Source organism: Paenibacillus sp. FSL R5-0470 (assembly GCF_037975205.1).
Lineage (GTDB): Bacteria > Bacillota > Bacilli > Paenibacillales > Paenibacillaceae > Paenibacillus_AQ.
In genome coordinates this window covers 1,699,429-1,714,391 of the sequence record NZ_CP150238.1, presented here as the reverse complement: position 1 = coordinate 1,714,391, position 14,963 = coordinate 1,699,429, and the positions used below count along the sequence as shown (strand labels likewise).

Here is a 14,963-nt window from a genome sequence, read left to right as displayed (position 1 = left end):
ACTGGTCTAAGGTCTTCTTTTTCTTTGTATATTTTTTTGAGTTTGACTCATAATAACCTTGTCTCCCAAACCACCGAGAAGGAGTGTTTCGAATGCGTGAAGGTCTAATTCCCGCTGTTCTTGGAACCGTCGTAACCGCTTCTAGCGCCGCTTTTCTTGGAAGCAAGTATAAGATGGCAGCAACAGGCGTACTTGGATTTGGTCTGGCTCATGTCGTATTGGGTGCCATTGATCTGTTTGAGCATCGGTAAGGATTGGAAGATGCCGGGTGGCATAAACACTGCCCGGTTTTTTTAGATATACATATTGGCGCAATTACAGCTACTTCTTCATACCCGAAGCATACGGACTCAGATGACGTTATTTGCTTATTTTTAGCCTCTCGTTTTCAATAGCAGGAACCACACCAAACTCATAAAAAGAAGGGCTGTCCCATCAGCTATTTTCATAGCTTTTGGGACAGCCCCTCTTAGTATGTTGAATATTTATTTTATAGCAATATAAAATAAACGTTCCGCATCATCATCCGCCTCTATCCACTCGAAATCGGCGTAGGTCTTCACATCACTAAATCCAGCCTTAAGCAGTTCATCCTTCATCCACTGGGGATCGTAGGCACGCTGAATATGCGTCTCTTCGAAACGGCGATATACATCACTCCGTCCCTCTTCGCGAGCGAAAATGGACAGATGATGTTCTATTTCGCGGCGTGGAACATCCATCTCACAAGTCCAAATATATGACACCGATGGTTCGTCCAGAATAAAGGGCTGCTCTTCTTCATAACGGATCAGTGTGTTTGGGTGATGCACATCGAACAGAAAGGTGCCACCTTGCTTTAGTCCTGCAAAGGTACTAGCAAAGACAGCTCTGATATCGTCTTCTTCCAGCACATAATTCAGACAATCACAGAAAGAAATCACAGAATCCACAAGCTCTGGAAGCTCCCATTCCTTCATGTTTTGTCTAATCCAACGAACACTACCTTCGCGCAAGAAACGCCGTCCCTGGGGATGCTCTTCCATTTTGCGCTGTGCCACTGAGAGCATATCTGAAGATAGATCGATTCCGGTCATATGATACCCTGAACCCGCCAAAGGAATAGTGATACTCCCGGTGCCGCAGCCAAGCTCAGCCACGGTTACAGGCTTACCGTATTTGCTCCATGCGGTTTCAGCAAAGGAGATCCAATCAGGATACGGCATATCTGCCATGAGCTCATCGTATACATAAGCAAATTTCCCATAGGAAGACACTAGTACACCGCTTTCTATTACAACATTTAATATGATTCTATTATTGACCCATCAAGCATAAACGCCCTAGGCGTCCCCACAAGATCTCTTATATTTCAAATTATTCGGTTGTTTCTTCATTTCCCTCGGTTGAACCTTCCTCTTCCTTAGGAGCAAGATACGTCCAATTCTCTTTTTGGGTAATATGGCCTTCCTTCATCAGCTTTCCAAGCGCACGCTTAAAGGCTGATTTGCTAATTCCGAAACGCTGCTTGATAATATCCGGTGGTGTAGCATCCGAATAAGGCATCGCTCCACCCGGACGGGCATGCAAGAATTCCAAAATCGTGGCAGAGTCAACATCCATTCCTACTTCTTTACGGAGACCCATAGAAAGGTTAACACGACCATCCTCGCGAATATGGGAGACACGTGCTTCGAACTGCTCTCCAAGACGTAGTAGACGACTCCGTTCAGAGGAATGGACCATACCGATAATACCAAAGCCTAAAACCCCAGCATCTACAAGAACAAAAGTCCCCATCTGCAGCGGTTTGTACACCCGGGCTGTCACAGTCTGTCCCATCCAGGATTCAGGCGCAGGAAGAGCTAGCGGAGCTAGTTCCTGTTCTCCAGCTAATTTAGCACGAAGACGCCCCTGTTTATCATGCTCCATAATTGCATATACATAGTCGCCGATCTGAGGGCGCAGTTCTGGAAGCTCTGGAAGCTCACGAATGGGCAGCAGCAGCTGCCGTCCGAGACCCATTTCCAAGAAGCAACCTAGACGCGGATGGATATCAGCCACTTCCAATAAGGCCATTTCGCCCAATGTCAGAAACGGTTTCTTCATCGTTGCTGCTAGACGATCCTCGGTATCGAAGAAGATAAAGACTTCAACTTTATCGCCTGTCTTAACCTTCTCGGTAAGCTCAGTATAATGCAGCATAACATCCTGATCTCCTGCATTCAGGAAAAATCCGTATGGGGATACCTCTCTTACTACATTAAGTGTAACTGTAGTTCCTGCAATCAGGCTCATACAGTCTCCACTACCTTCGCATCCGACCACAGACGCTCAATATTGTAGTATTCACGTTCATCGCGGTGGAAAATATGAACAATAACATCTCCAAGATCCATCAGCACCCAGCGTGCTGAATCCATTCCTTCGATCCCCTTAATTACTCCGCCTGCTTCATGGACCACTTTGCGGACTTCGGTGGCGATGGACTGAACTTGGGTATCCGAATTACCGTGACATACAACAAAGTAATCACTAATCGGTGAAACAGTACGCAGATCTAATGCCACTACGTTCATTGCTTTTTTATCTTCCACAGCCTTAAGGGCCAGTTCTAACAGCTTGCTTGGTTGTACACTCATATTTTATCCTCCAATATTCTAACTAAATCATTACGCGCCAATACCGTTAACGGAAAGATCACTCGGCGTTTTTCCAGTAGCAAACTAATCGTAGAATCAAATCCAGCGACTAGTCCTTCTTCCAAACTTACTTTAGCCAGCTTACGTATCTTATCAACCCCTGGAAAATCTCGGCCAGGCTCGATATAGTCGGCGAGACAGACAATTTTCTCAAGTAAACTCATGTCTTCACGACCTGAGGTGTGAAAACGGATCGCATTCAGAATATCTGGATCTGTGATCCCATAATCTTGCTCTGCTACAAAGGCACCTACTTCTGAATGCCACAGCTGCTTGTCATGCTTCAGAAGATTCAAGTTCAGATGATTCTGCTCGATAATCTCCTTCATTCTCTCCACAGGCCAATACTTGGCCACATCATGAAGAATTGCCGCTGTCTCCGCACGCTCAGGATCAGCGCCATATTGCTCCGCTAGTTGAATGGATGACTCCATGACGCCCAGTGTATGCTTCCAGCGTTTAGCAGGCATTTGTGTCGAGACCGCCTCAATCAGAGCTTCGCGGCTGTATGCCATACAATCCACTCCTTTGAACATAATCGAACACTGCCTCAGGTACCATATAACGAATGGATTTTCCAGTTGCAGCCCGTTCTCTTAACATCGTTGACGAAATATCAACCAGAGGCATATCTGCTAGCAGTACCTTTTCTGCTATATAAGTTGGCAATGCGTCTAGATCAAGAGGTGTTCCCGGACGACCTACGCCGATAAATGTAAGCCGCTGCACAAGCTCTTCAATCTCGTTCCATTTCGGTAAATACTGGACCATATCCGCTCCGATGATGAAATAAAGATCGAAATGCGGATACGCCTCTTGTAGCCGTCTTATGGTCTCATACGTATAGGAAACGCCACCTCTGACAACTTCCCAATCTAATGTGCGAAAAGCTTCATGATTGTGTATCGCTTCCTGCACCATTGCCAGCCGATCTGCTCCAGATACCCCTGCCTCATGTTTATGAGGCGGAATATGTGAAGGCATAAACCATACTTCTTGAAGTCCATAAGTTTCTCTAGCTGCTTCCGCTGCCATCATATGACCAATATGAAGAGGATCAAAGGTACCTCCCATAATTCCAACTTTCAAGAGGACGACCTCCTCAGTAGTATGCTTTCAGGTATTAGCGTGGCAGCTCAATAGTTTTGTTATCACGCGATTCCTTGTAAAGGACAATGGTCTTTCCGATCACTTGTACAAGCTCAGAACCCGATTGTTCGGCCAATGCAGCACCGATTTCCTTGGGATTCTCAATATTGTTGCTCAGTATACTAATCTTCATAAGCTCACGCTTCTCAATAGCTTCTTCAATGTGGCGTACGAGGTGATCGTTTACTCCACCTTTGCCCACTTGAAAAATAGGATCGAGGTGATGCGCCAATGAACGAAGATACCGTGTTTGTTTACCAGTTAACATAAATGAATAACTCCTTAATTAACATATATTATTACCCTAAATTGATGAATCCATTTCTTACTCTTTTCCACCCAGACAATGGAGTATGGTCTGTCGCATGATTTCCGTAGGAGCAGGCTGCCCTGTCCAATATTCCAGTGCATAGGCTCCCTGATAGACAAACATCCCGAGGCCTCCATGAATCGTACAGCCTCGTTCAAGTCCTTCTAACAATAGACGCGTGCGCAGTGGATTATAAATCAGATCACTTACGACCATCCCTGCACGAAGCAGTTCAGGATCTATCGGTGTCTCATCCATATGAGGATACATTCCTACGGAGGTTGTATTGATCAGTACATCAACACCATCTAACGTTTCCGCTACTTCGTTCATGCTAATCCCGATCACATTCCCTTTACTCTGGCATTCTGCAGCCAAGTCCTGTGCCTTATCAACACTGCGATTAGCGATAAGGATAGAAGAAGGCTTCTCCTGAAGCAGTGCGGCAACAATTCCTCTTGCTGCTCCACCGGCTCCAATCACCATTATCTTCGTACCTGACAAATCAGAAATGGCTTCCGCTTTAAGCGAACGTACATAACCGATTCCATCCGTATTATATCCGGTGAGTATCCCGTTATTATTAACAATCGTATTGACTGCACCAACGGCTACCGCACTTTCATCTAATAGATCCACATAAGCCATCACCGCAACCTTATGCGGAATCGTCACATTTACCCCACGGAATCCAAGCGTGCGAATCGCTTGCACCGCATCCTCCAGATTCTCTGGAAGGATATGAAGCGGCACATAAGCACCCGGAATTCCCAGTGCTTGCAGTGCTGCTTCATGCATAATAGGAGATTTTGATTGTATAATAGGATCTCCCATTACGCCCAGTAAAATATTCCCGGTATTGTAGCCCTCGGTTGCAGTTATCAAAGACACTGTAATAGCCTCCCCGTTAGATCATCGAAGGGCGGGTAAGCACCTTCACACCACGCGGAACGTGGATAGCTACGACTGCGCCTTCTGTCCCGTTGACCTTAATCCAGCCCAAACCTGAAATATATAGATCGCTCCGACTGCCTTTATTAATTCGGAACTCATGCCGTTGCCATGGTGGCAACTTGTCCATCCGGTCACTTCCTGGAGGAGACAACATTTCACCACGATGGTCCGCATAAAGGGAATCTGCACGTTCCAGTTTGGTGCGATGGATTTTTAAAGTACCACTAATAAAGCAAGTGAACGATTGATGCGGACCTTGTACGAAATCAAAACGTCCCAGTCCACCGAAAAATAGCGTCTGTCCTTCATTCAACTGATAGACAGCAGGCTTCAACGGATTGGCTGGCATAACTGCATCCAGATCCTGACGCTCAACTAGTTCACTATAACGCCATGGATACACGATTCCTGGCGTATCTATAATATAGTGGCCATCATCTAGTGGGATTTTGACCGTATCGAGTGTTGTACCAGGGTAACGCGAGGTGGTTAACTCCTGCTCCAAATCACTATAGTCCGAAATCAAACGGTTGATAAGCGTGGATTTCCCTACATTCGTAGCACCGACTACATAAACATCACGCCCACCACGCAGTTCTGTTACGGCTTCAAGTAAACGGTCAAAGCCTTGATTACGTTTCGCACTACAAAGTACGATTTCAGCTGTCCGCAATCCTTCTTCTTTACAGCGTTGTTGCATCCAGTTACGCAGTTTATTCCAGTTCGTAACCTTAGGCAGCAGATCACATTTATTCACTGCAAGAATAACTGGGTTATTACCGACAAACCGCTGAAGGCCGGAAATCAAACTGCCTTCAAAATCGAAAATGTCAACAATATGAATAACAAGTGCATTCTTCTCCCCTACTCCACTCAGCAAGCGAAGAAATTCATCCTGGTTCACAGAAACAGATGAAGCCTCATTATAATTCTTAATCCGGAAACAGCGTTGGCAAATCACAGGGTCCCGATCTAGTGCGACTTCCGGAAGGTATCCTGGTTGATCCTTATGCTCCGTCTGAAGCTTGATACCACAACCGCTACACTTCTCAGGACGCTGTGTTTCACTTTGTTCGTTCATTACTATTTTTCCTCCTCGTGCCACAATCCTTTTTTACGAAGCCGTGTCAGAGCAACTCGCTCTACCCGACGATTAAATCTTGTGCCGAACCCTTCATCCTTAACGGAGATTGGCAGCACCAATACGGTATACAGGCCAAGCCGATTGCCGCCGTATACATCTGTAAGCATTTGGTCTCCCACCACAATCGTCTGCTCCGGTGGCAACTCCATCTGCTTCATCGCTTTGAGAAAAGGAGCATTACTCGGTTTACGAGCCTGATGCACAAATTCAATATTAAGCGGTGTAGCAAAGCGTGACACCCGTTCCATGTTGTTATTGGATACGATGATGAGCTTAAAGCCCACTTCCTTCACCTTCTCAAACCATAACAACAGCTCCGGAGTAGCCACAGGCGCTTTGGCACCGACCAGTGTGTTATCCAGATCCGTAATGATTCCACGGTATCCCTGCCGATACAGCTCTTCTAGAGAAATATCGAATACCGTATTCACCCGGAGTTTGGGAACTAACATTTCAAACAATACGTTCACCTCGATTTCATACAAAAAACTATAACATACTCCATGCGCTACGCAAATAAATCTATAGCAATGATTTACTGCATAAACGCTATTTCTTGGATCTTATCGTTCTCCGCAGCCGCAAAGCTTCAGTATACACGCTCTGCCAGTCTTTGTCTTCAATAACATCAGGGCTATACTTCGCTTGTTCAAACATCGTTAGCAGTGAAGAAAGATGATTGGCCACAGCAGGTCGTTCCTGACTCCAGCGGACTACGGCTTCACGCAATGTTTCATGCTCTTCCTTCATCATTCCCTTACGATGCAAATACCTTACCCAACGCTCAGTTTCAGCCACAACTTTCTGATCAGGCGTTAAAGGCCGGCCCATTCGCATCTGTTGAACGAAGAAGCGAAGCTTAAAGCGAATATGCCAAACTTTAAAAATAGTCCAGGATAATAATACAACCACTGCCACCAAAATTACCCATAAACCCACATGGAAGCCTTGATCTGCTTGTGCATTAGTCACAGGTGCAGGTGTTGGTTCTGCCATTTCATCTTGATCTTCTGGGTCTGTCTCAGGTATTTGCTCATTCTTAGTCAGGAGAGGAGCATTAAACCCCGGTGTAGCTTCAACAGGAATCCAACCATACTCACCAAAATAGACCTCTGCCCAGGAATGGGCATCTGCATTGGTAATCGTGTAATTATTATTTGCCGCACCCACCTGCTGCGCCAGATTCATAGGCATTTCTGGCTGTTCTCCAGGTGCATAACCCTTAACCCATCTTGCAGGGATGTTTAGGGAACGTGCCATAGTGACTAGTGCCGTAGAATAATAATCACAGTAACCTTCTTTCAGCTCGAACAAAAATCCATCTACAAAATCCTCACTTGAAACACGTGCTATATCCGGCTTGTTGGTATATGGAAAGGTTTGTTGTAAGTATTGTTGCAAAAGTGCTGTTTTTTCATACGGTGTTTTTCCTTGTGCTGTAATTTCCTCGGCCAGATCTTGAACCCGTTGAGGGAAGTCATCAGGCAGCTGAAGGAAGCTTTCCTCCAGATCATTACCTTTGTATAGCTCCTCATAGGTCTTTGCTGTCAATTCCTGAACAGGAATGACGGGAACTTCAGAAGTCAGCTCGAAGGTCGAGGGATAGTCTAGTTTCTTCTTATCCATATCCCATAGAAGCTCACTATCACGATCTCTCCAGAAAAGACCCTTCCCGGCTGCCTCACCATTCAATGAATCCACCGAAGTTACAGAATAAGCACCGAATAACACCGGAAATTCATTATTGTTAAGCACTTTAACCGTCTGTTTCAGTGTGCGGGTAGTGACCTTAGAAGCCACACTTTGCTCCAAGGATTTCCCCGTCTCCACCTCTTCTATAGGTCCTCGCTTCAATCGATCCTTATCCGACCATCCACTTCCAGAATAGATTCTGCGTGTTTCTCCTCGCATATAAACACGCAAATCTGAAACCACTGTCATCACCGGGGTATAATCGAAGTTAAAGCCCCCGCCCAGGTTGTCATCATTCAGACTATAGCCAGACGAAGTATTGTTAACAGAGGAACCTGAGCCCGTATTGGAATTCGTTGTTCCAGTTGTGCTCTTACCAGAAGATTTCCCAATTCCATTCCACTCTTGCCACGCTGTATAAGGATCCGTCAAAGTAGGCCTTACATCCGGCATATTCACACCGATTAAAATAACCAGAGAGAAGACGATTGCGATATTCATGACTATTTTCGAGGGATATTCCAGCAAATGTACCCATCCACGCGGATAATGTAGCTGAAAACTTCTCAGGTGCTGGCTGACAAGCCATCCCATACCCGCAAATACCGTCCAAGCCACTTCCTGCCACAGTACAATAGATGTAAAGGAATCAAGAGCTGCCAGTGCTACAATGTTCATTCCTATAAACCATAAAATACGCTTCTTCGAGGATACCCACCAAGACGACAGCAACAGCAAGGCAGAGGCACCAAGAGCAAACCAGATATACGGCACCATATACACACTAATATCTTGGAGCTTATCCAGAAGGGTTGTAGCCCATGGATCAGGAACATAAATTCCGTAATTAGAAATGATGCGATAAACGATATAGATAATAGCTACTGCTTCCATAATCAGTCTGAATTGAACTTTAACAGGGATAAAAATCTCAATGACGGTGATCGTTAATAGGGCAGCCCATACAGAAGCAGTGGTTTGATTTAACCAGATGGGTTCCGTATAAGAAATCCACTGCTGTGCAATAATCAATAGCCAAAATAGGCCGACGGAACGGTGCCAAGAGAATTTTATCTGATTCCACCAGGTTCTCATATCATCCTTCCCCTCCTAACACTGAGGGAAGCTCTTGAAGCGAGCTAATACCATAACCGGTTATTCCGCGAGACCTAAGGACGTCTATCCAATCGTTACCACTATTTATCTCTGCGGAATTTCGCACATGAATATGAGAAGCAGTCATTCCTCTGCTGTCAGCCCAGCGTAGTGCATCAAGTACAGGCTGTCCACGCTGTGGACTAATTAACACGAAGTAAGAGCCTTTAGGAAACATACGGTATCCTTTTTCCAATCGGGAGATAAGCGGACCTCGTCCCTCAGCGTTTAGATCGATTAAATATTGAATCATCTTCTGACGCTCAGCAGCACCTTCAACTGGTGCGAACACCTTCGTTGTCTTATCCAAACAACACAGTCCAATTCCAATTCTCTCCCGAATGCCAAAGCCGAGTAGTGATGCCGTCACCGAAACTGCTAGTTCGAACTGATTCGTATTCATATAAGCTGATGTGCTTCCATCAAGGACTAGAATGGTTTTGGGAATCGACTCATGCTCAAACTCTTTGGATTTCCAAGAGCCTGTCTTAGCGGTAGCATTCCAGTGAATTCGCGTCAAGCGATCACCATATACATAGTCACGGACGCCATTAATCTGTGTGGTTTCACGCCGAGATTGAACAACGGATGTCTGCGGTCCAGATAGCCGAGATTTTCTCTCATATAACTGCCAGCGCGGAACGTAGATCGCACGAGGCAAAACCTGAAATTGTCCTTCCGATAAAAATGTTCCCTTATGCTCGACAAGCCCAAATATATCTTGGCTGATAATATCCGTATTAGTGAATGTGTATGTTCCACGCTCTAAGGCTGGTGTCTGAAACTTTAGTTCCCCAATGCCTCTGAGGCTTGGGATCACACTTTCTTCAAATACCCACGATTCTCCATTATGCCGCTTAAGAACTTCCCTTACAACAACGTAAGGCAAGGGCAAAATCCCAGGGATTGTAACCTTTAGTTTTACACGAAGATGCCCTCCGGCAGAGAGCAAATCTCCCTTGTCTTGTTCAGAATAAAGACTGCGGGTGCCCTTAGCTCGCCGAACGCCTCCTAAACCTCCAGCAATCAAATATGCAATAAGTACAGAGACCATGATAAACAACATAAATGCTGTTTTCCCGCCCTGAAAAAGTACATATAAGAGTGTAATACTCCAAATTACAAGGATGCTTGCAAGCTTAGAGGGTTGAATGATGGCTGCAACCGACGACAAATAACGTCTCATATCATTGCCTCATCGTAACAGGCACATGAATGCTCTGCAGAAGCTTTTGAAGCAAAGATTCTACGCTAATATTATCTAGGCGCGACTCTGGACGCAGCAATATTCGATGACCCAAGGCAAATGGAGTAAGGATCTTCACGTCATCAGGCAGAACGTAATCTCGTCCTTGCAAAAAGGCATAAGCTTTACAAGCCATCATAAAGGATAGTGAGGCACGTGGACTCGCACCCAGCATTACAAGTGGATGTTCTCTTGTCTGCCGCACAATATCTAACAAGTAATTCAGCACAGGATCGCTCATGAAGATATCTCGAATCTCTTCCTGAATCCCTGCAATTTGTTCCATGCTTGTTACTGGCGAAAGCCTGTCCACCGGTTGGCCTTCCTGATGGCTCAGCAATAAATTTTTCTCCGTCGCTGCATCAGGATATCCAAGGCTAATTCTCAGCATGAAACGATCTAATTGGGCTTCAGGCAGTGTATAGGTTCCCTCAAAGTCTATCGGATTCTGGGTAGCGCATAACATGAAAGGGTGCGGAAGTGGATACGTCTCACCATCTACGGTAACGTTTCGTTCCTCCATCACTTCCAGAAGTGCAGATTGTGTCTTCGTAGTAGCACGGTTAATTTCATCGGCTAGTAAAATATTCGTCATCACCGGACCAGGCCGGAAATGAAACATCTCATCCCTAGGATGATAGACAGAAACACCTGTAATATCACTCGGAAGTATATCTGGATTACACTGAATACGGCGATATTCACCGGACATTGATCTTGATAGTGCGCGAATTAGCTGGGTTTTTCCTGTTCCCGGTACATCCTCGATCAATACATGACCACCAGCAAGCAGAGCGGTTAACAATAATTGTATTTCAAATGATTTTCCAAGTATGCAAGATTCCAAATTAGTGCGTACAGCATTCATGGTGTGCATCGATTCTTGACGTACGGGCATATATAATCCTCCTAGCCAGAATAAGCAGTATTATTTATATTTTACATGATTAGAGGACCCAAAGTACATTGTTGAAGATCACGAAGTGAGGATACAAAAAAAACCATAAGATGAAACATCCTACAATTTAAAAATAACAAAAAAAGATTGCCGTCTTTTTCTGACGACAACCTTTTCATATAGCATCAACTTTACCCCTTCGGCCGTACAACTAAAGCTGCCAAAAAGGAGAACACAATAGCTGACGAGATGCCGGCACTTGTAATATCAAAAATACCCGTAACTACACCGATCCAGCCATCCCGCTCCAGCTCCGTTAATGCCCCGTGAACCAAGGAGTTCCCAAAACTTGTGATCGGAATGGTTGCACCAGCACCCGCAAATTTAACAAGCGGGTCGTAGATACCAAAAGCATCAGCAATCGCTCCGGCTACAACTAAGGTACTCATCGTATGTGCAGGTGTCAGCTTCAATACATCGAACATCAGCTGCCCTATAACGCAAATGGCTCCTCCAATCAGAAAAGCCCATAAGTAAATCATCATTATGCTTCACCTCCACTCTCTATGGCTACGGCATGAGCAACACATGGAATACTCTCTCCCTGTTGATAAGACAAAGGTGATAAAAGTGCACCCGTTGCCACTATAAGCACCCGTTTAAGTTCACCTTTTTTTAACCGCTTAAGGATATGACCATAGGTTACAACCGCTGAGCACCCGCAGCCGCTTCCTCCAGCGATCACATATTTCTGTTTCTCCAAGTCGTAGATAAGCAAACCACAATCGTCAAAGGTTGTTTGCTCCATAGGAATTCCTTCTTTAGCCAATAGGGTCTTGGCTATAGGTAACCCTACGGATGCCAGGTCGCCAGTAACAATTAAATCATAGTGCCCGGGCGATAGACCTGTATCCCGAAAATGGGCAGTAATGGTATCCGCCGCCGCAGGTGCCATAGCCGTCCCCATATTAAAAGGATCTGTCAAACCAAGATCCATAATACGTCCAAGTGTGGCCGATACCACGACTGGATAGTTACCCGAACCGTCATTCTGACCCACTACAGCACAACCCGAACCTGTAACTGTATATTGCGCCGTTGGGGGTTTCTGCGAACCATATTCCGTTGGATAACGAAACTGCTTCTCCACCGTACAGTTATGACTTGATGTTCCCGCTAGTGCATACTTACCGCCTCCAGAATCAACGATCATTGAGGCAATCGCAAGGCTCTCCATAGAGGTTGAGCAAGCACCAAAGACTCCGAGATAAGGCACACCTAATTTTCTTGCCGCGAAAGAGCTGCTGATAATCTGGTTCATCAAATCTCCGCCGACAAAAAACTCAAGCTTTTGTTTATCGATATTCGCATTAATCAGAGCCAGATGGGAAGCCTTCTCGAACAGAGCGCGCTCAGCTTTCTCCCATGTCTTCTCATCCATTTCCAGCGTATCAAATATAAAATCAAAATCTGAAGCTAAAGGACCTTCTCCCTCTTCTGGCCCTACTACAGCGGAAGAACCCAAAATAACGGGACGGTTCGTGAACTCCCAGGTCTGACTACCAAGCTGTTTCATGTATGTGCACCCCCGTCTACGCCCAAAAAGAGATAGACGATACCAATAATGAAAGCAGCTACGGCACCAAATACGATAACCGAACCTGCAAGCTTAAACATATTGCCGCCTACACCAAGTACAAGGCCCTCAGCGCGGTGCTCTAGAGCTGCAGAGCACATACTGTTTGCGAACCCGGTCACTGGGACTGCAGTTCCTGCACCAGCCCATTGAGCCATTTTGTCGTACACGCCAAAGCTGGTCAGAATTACAGAGAGTAGGATCATCACCGCGACTGTCGGACTGGCGGCTTCCTTGGAGCTCATATCGAAAATTGCCATAAAAGCCTCCTGAACACCTTGTCCAATAACACAGATTATGCCGCCAGCAATAAACGCTCGTATGCAGTTTTTGAATACGGGCCTGGCAGGAACAAAGGGCTTGGACAATTTCTCGTAATCTTGTGGAGTCAGGGTGTCAAGCTTCAGCTTGACACCCGATTTCTTAGTTTTCGCCGGCATTGAGGCACCTCCTGAAAGTTAGGCGAAGGGGGCTGACAAGCATCATAGTACTCACTTTTAAGCCCCTTAAGTTTTTCTTCGCTTAGAAGTTTTCCTTATTGTTTGCCATCCTCCGCTTCGTTATGTCCCTCCAGTTCAGGAAAAATACAGTAACACAACAATCAACAGTAAGAAGAGAACAAAAATAAGTACTGCTTCTCTTTCCCTTGGATTGTGGCGCCAGTATCGTCTGCGCGTTCCGTTTACTTGTAGGCTCCGACTTGACAATCCTCCCTGCACCCTTCTTTTGGGTACGCTGCCCGCAACCCTCATTCGTCTTCGCATCCTTTCTAAGGCTCCTGCCACCAAAGCCTCTAATGCATAGTATTCGTGGAGCTCGTGCCCGGTGTTCATTGTCTCTTGTCATGGACAAGTGAGCCCAGAATGTTCATACTAGGTTGCAGGAAGAAATAACGATGTGGTCCATTATGGATAACATCCGTTTCTCGTAGAAATATAAGAATGATGTATAAATGAGTTCTTATATTTTAATAAAGGAGTGAATTCATATGAATCAAGAAACATTGGACATGTTCAAAACACTTACCGAATTTCCCTCAGCCCCAGGATTTGAGCGCGAACTCCGCGCTTACGTCAAGGATGCTATGACTCCTTATACTGAAGAGTTCGTACAGGATCGTCTCGGTAGTTTGTTCGGCGTACTGCGCGGCGAAGAGAACGGGCCAAAGATTATGGTCGCTGGGCATTTTGACGAAGTAGGTTTCATGGTAACTGGAATTACTAACACCGGTATGATCCGTTTTCAACCACTTGGCGGCTGGCTTGCCTCTGCTGTTGCATCCCAGCGCCTACATATCATTACACCTAAAGGAACGCTGACCGGAGTTGTTGGGAGTACGCCTATCCATTTGCTAAGCAACGAAGAACGTGGTAAGACTGGCGAAATCAGCAAAATGTATATTGATATCGGTGCAGACAGCCGTGAAGAAGCAGAAAGCTTTGGCGTTAGACCAGGCCAACAAGTTCTGCCGATTTGTCCTTTTACTCCCCTTGCTAACCCCAAAAAAATCTTGGCGAAAGCTTGGGACAACCGTTATGGCGTAGGTCTCGCCATTGAACTAGTTAAAGCATTGCACGGTAAAAAGCTGCCGAATACCGTTTTCGCTGGTGCCACTGTACAAGAGGAAGTAGGTCTTCGGGGTGCGCGTACTGCGGCTAATCTCCTGTCACCAGACATCTTCTTCGGTCTGGACGCGAGCGCTGCTGCCGATATGACTGGTGACAGTCAGGCATTTGGCCATCTGGGCAAAGGAGCTCTCTTGCGTATTTTTGATCCTACGATGGTTACACATCGCGGTCTGATTGAATATGTACAAGATACAGCGGATACCCACCGGATCAAATATCAGTATTTTGTATCCCAAGGCGGAACAGATGCAGGTCAGGTTCATGTTAGTGGAATTGGCGTTCCTTCCGCAGTCATCGGAATATGCTCCCGCTACATACACACAGCTTCATCAGTGATTCACAGTGATGACTACGATGCTGCTAAAGAGCTTCTGATCAAACTCGTAGAAGGCCTTGACCGGACTACACTACAGACAATTATTGAGAACAGCTAATCGCACAAGAAATGACAGAAGAAGCCCTCAAACACT

At 45.7% G+C, this 14,963-nt stretch carries 17 protein-coding genes; 2 read left to right on the top strand and 15 right to left on the bottom strand.

What is annotated here, in order from left to right:
- The first annotated feature begins 92 nt into the window (after positions 1-92).
- The gene (locus MKY99_RS07510; protein ID WP_036675694.1) at positions 93-251 is read left to right on the top strand and encodes a hypothetical protein; all 159 of its coding nucleotides are present in this window, start codon (positions 93-95) and stop codon (positions 249-251) included.
- Between the two features lie 234 nt (positions 252-485).
- On the opposite strand, the gene MKY99_RS07505 is transcribed toward MKY99_RS07510, so the two are convergent.
- The 15 genes from MKY99_RS07505 to spoVAC all read right to left on the bottom strand — a co-directional run bounded on the left by MKY99_RS07505 (position 486) and on the right by spoVAC (position 13,305).
- Positions 486-1,256, bottom strand: a complete 771-nt coding sequence (locus tag MKY99_RS07505) for a class I SAM-dependent methyltransferase (RefSeq protein ID WP_042185976.1) — start codon at positions 1,254-1,256, stop codon at positions 486-488.
- Positions 1,257-1,356: 100 nt separating this feature from the next.
- On the bottom strand, positions 1,357-2,277 hold the full coding sequence (locus MKY99_RS07500; RefSeq protein ID WP_042185974.1) for a S1-like domain-containing RNA-binding protein: 921 nt from the start codon (positions 2,275-2,277) through the stop codon (positions 1,357-1,359).
- Positions 2,274-2,621, bottom strand: coding sequence for a ribosome silencing factor (gene rsfS, locus MKY99_RS07495; protein WP_042185972.1), 348 nt, complete (start codon positions 2,619-2,621; stop codon positions 2,274-2,276). Before rsfS ends, MKY99_RS07500 begins: the two co-directional genes overlap by 4 nt.
- Positions 2,618-3,196, bottom strand: coding sequence for a bis(5'-nucleosyl)-tetraphosphatase (symmetrical) YqeK (gene yqeK, locus MKY99_RS07490; protein ID WP_042185970.1), 579 nt, complete (start codon positions 3,194-3,196; stop codon positions 2,618-2,620). Before yqeK ends, rsfS begins: the two co-directional genes overlap by 4 nt.
- The gene (locus MKY99_RS07485) at positions 3,168-3,770 is read right to left on the bottom strand and encodes a nicotinate-nucleotide adenylyltransferase (protein WP_042185968.1); all 603 of its coding nucleotides are present in this window, start codon (positions 3,768-3,770) and stop codon (positions 3,168-3,170) included. Before MKY99_RS07485 ends, yqeK begins: the two co-directional genes overlap by 29 nt.
- A gap of 34 nt (positions 3,771-3,804) precedes the next feature.
- Positions 3,805-4,098, bottom strand: coding sequence for a ribosome assembly RNA-binding protein YhbY (yhbY, locus tag MKY99_RS07480; RefSeq protein WP_042185967.1), 294 nt, complete (start codon positions 4,096-4,098; stop codon positions 3,805-3,807).
- Positions 4,099-4,155: 57 nt separating this feature from the next.
- Positions 4,156-5,031, bottom strand: coding sequence for a shikimate dehydrogenase (gene aroE, locus MKY99_RS07475; protein ID WP_339269659.1), 876 nt, complete (start codon positions 5,029-5,031; stop codon positions 4,156-4,158).
- 16 nt (positions 5,032-5,047) lie between these two features.
- Positions 5,048-6,175, bottom strand: a complete 1,128-nt coding sequence (gene yqeH / locus MKY99_RS07470) for a ribosome biogenesis GTPase YqeH (RefSeq protein ID WP_234540168.1) — start codon at positions 6,173-6,175, stop codon at positions 5,048-5,050.
- A 2-nt stretch (positions 6,176-6,177) separates the two neighbouring features.
- Complete coding sequence (locus MKY99_RS07465; RefSeq protein ID WP_042193454.1) at positions 6,178-6,699, bottom strand: YqeG family HAD IIIA-type phosphatase; 522 nt, start codon at positions 6,697-6,699, stop codon at positions 6,178-6,180.
- 88 nt (positions 6,700-6,787) lie between these two features.
- Positions 6,788-9,025, bottom strand: coding sequence for a transglutaminase domain-containing protein (locus MKY99_RS07460; RefSeq protein WP_339269654.1), 2,238 nt, complete (start codon positions 9,023-9,025; stop codon positions 6,788-6,790).
- Between the two features lies 1 nt (position 9,026).
- Positions 9,027-10,271 carry a DUF58 domain-containing protein gene (locus MKY99_RS07455; protein WP_339269653.1) on the bottom strand — a complete coding sequence of 415 codons (1,245 nt, stop codon included), beginning with the start codon at positions 10,269-10,271 and terminating at the stop codon, positions 9,027-9,029.
- 1 nt (position 10,272) lies between these two features.
- Positions 10,273-11,229, bottom strand: coding sequence for a MoxR family ATPase (locus tag MKY99_RS07450; protein ID WP_076284318.1), 957 nt, complete (start codon positions 11,227-11,229; stop codon positions 10,273-10,275).
- Between the two features lie 191 nt (positions 11,230-11,420).
- On the bottom strand, positions 11,421-11,771 hold the full coding sequence (gene spoVAE, locus MKY99_RS07445; RefSeq protein ID WP_036675923.1) for a stage V sporulation protein AE: 351 nt from the start codon (positions 11,769-11,771) through the stop codon (positions 11,421-11,423).
- A gap of 2 nt (positions 11,772-11,773) precedes the next feature.
- The gene (spoVAD, locus tag MKY99_RS07440) at positions 11,774-12,805 is read right to left on the bottom strand and encodes a stage V sporulation protein AD (RefSeq protein ID WP_339269651.1); all 1,032 of its coding nucleotides are present in this window, start codon (positions 12,803-12,805) and stop codon (positions 11,774-11,776) included.
- On the bottom strand, positions 12,802-13,305 hold the full coding sequence (gene spoVAC, locus MKY99_RS07435) for a stage V sporulation protein AC (RefSeq protein WP_076284320.1): 504 nt from the start codon (positions 13,303-13,305) through the stop codon (positions 12,802-12,804). Before spoVAC ends, spoVAD begins: the two co-directional genes overlap by 4 nt.
- A gap of 548 nt (positions 13,306-13,853) precedes the next feature.
- On the opposite strand from spoVAC, the gene MKY99_RS07430 reads away from it, so the two are divergent.
- A complete protein-coding gene (locus MKY99_RS07430) occupies positions 13,854-14,927 on the top strand; it encodes a M42 family metallopeptidase (RefSeq protein ID WP_042185952.1) in 1,074 nt (357 codons plus the stop codon).
- Positions 14,928-14,963: the final 36 nt, after the last annotated feature.

Coding starts and splice junctions, on each gene's coding strand:
- MKY99_RS07500 (WP_042185974.1), bottom strand. CDS start 2,277: ATGAGCCTGATTGCAGGAACTACAGTTACACTTAATGTAGTAAGAGAG.
- spoVAE (WP_036675923.1), bottom strand. CDS start 11,771: ATGATTTACTTATGGGCTTTTCTGATTGGAGGAGCCATTTGCGTTATA.
- yhbY (WP_042185967.1), bottom strand. CDS start 4,098: ATGTTAACTGGTAAACAAACACGGTATCTTCGTTCATTGGCGCATCAC.
- spoVAC (WP_076284320.1), bottom strand. CDS start 13,305: ATGCCGGCGAAAACTAAGAAATCGGGTGTCAAGCTGAAGCTTGACACC.
- MKY99_RS07510 (WP_036675694.1), top strand. CDS start 93: ATGCGTGAAGGTCTAATTCCCGCTGTTCTTGGAACCGTCGTAACCGCT.
- MKY99_RS07460 (WP_339269654.1), bottom strand. CDS start 9,025: ATGAGAACCTGGTGGAATCAGATAAAATTCTCTTGGCACCGTTCCGTC.
- rsfS (WP_042185972.1), bottom strand. CDS start 2,621: ATGAGTGTACAACCAAGCAAGCTGTTAGAACTGGCCCTTAAGGCTGTG.
- spoVAD (WP_339269651.1), bottom strand. CDS start 12,805: ATGAAACAGCTTGGTAGTCAGACCTGGGAGTTCACGAACCGTCCCGTT.
- MKY99_RS07450 (WP_076284318.1), bottom strand. CDS start 11,229: ATGCCCGTACGTCAAGAATCGATGCACACCATGAATGCTGTACGCACT.
- yqeK (WP_042185970.1), bottom strand. CDS start 3,196: ATGGCATACAGCCGCGAAGCTCTGATTGAGGCGGTCTCGACACAAATG.
- MKY99_RS07430 (WP_042185952.1), top strand. CDS start 13,854: ATGAATCAAGAAACATTGGACATGTTCAAAACACTTACCGAATTTCCC.
- yqeH (WP_234540168.1), bottom strand. CDS start 6,175: ATGAACGAACAAAGTGAAACACAGCGTCCTGAGAAGTGTAGCGGTTGT.
- MKY99_RS07455 (WP_339269653.1), bottom strand. CDS start 10,271: ATGAGACGTTATTTGTCGTCGGTTGCAGCCATCATTCAACCCTCTAAG.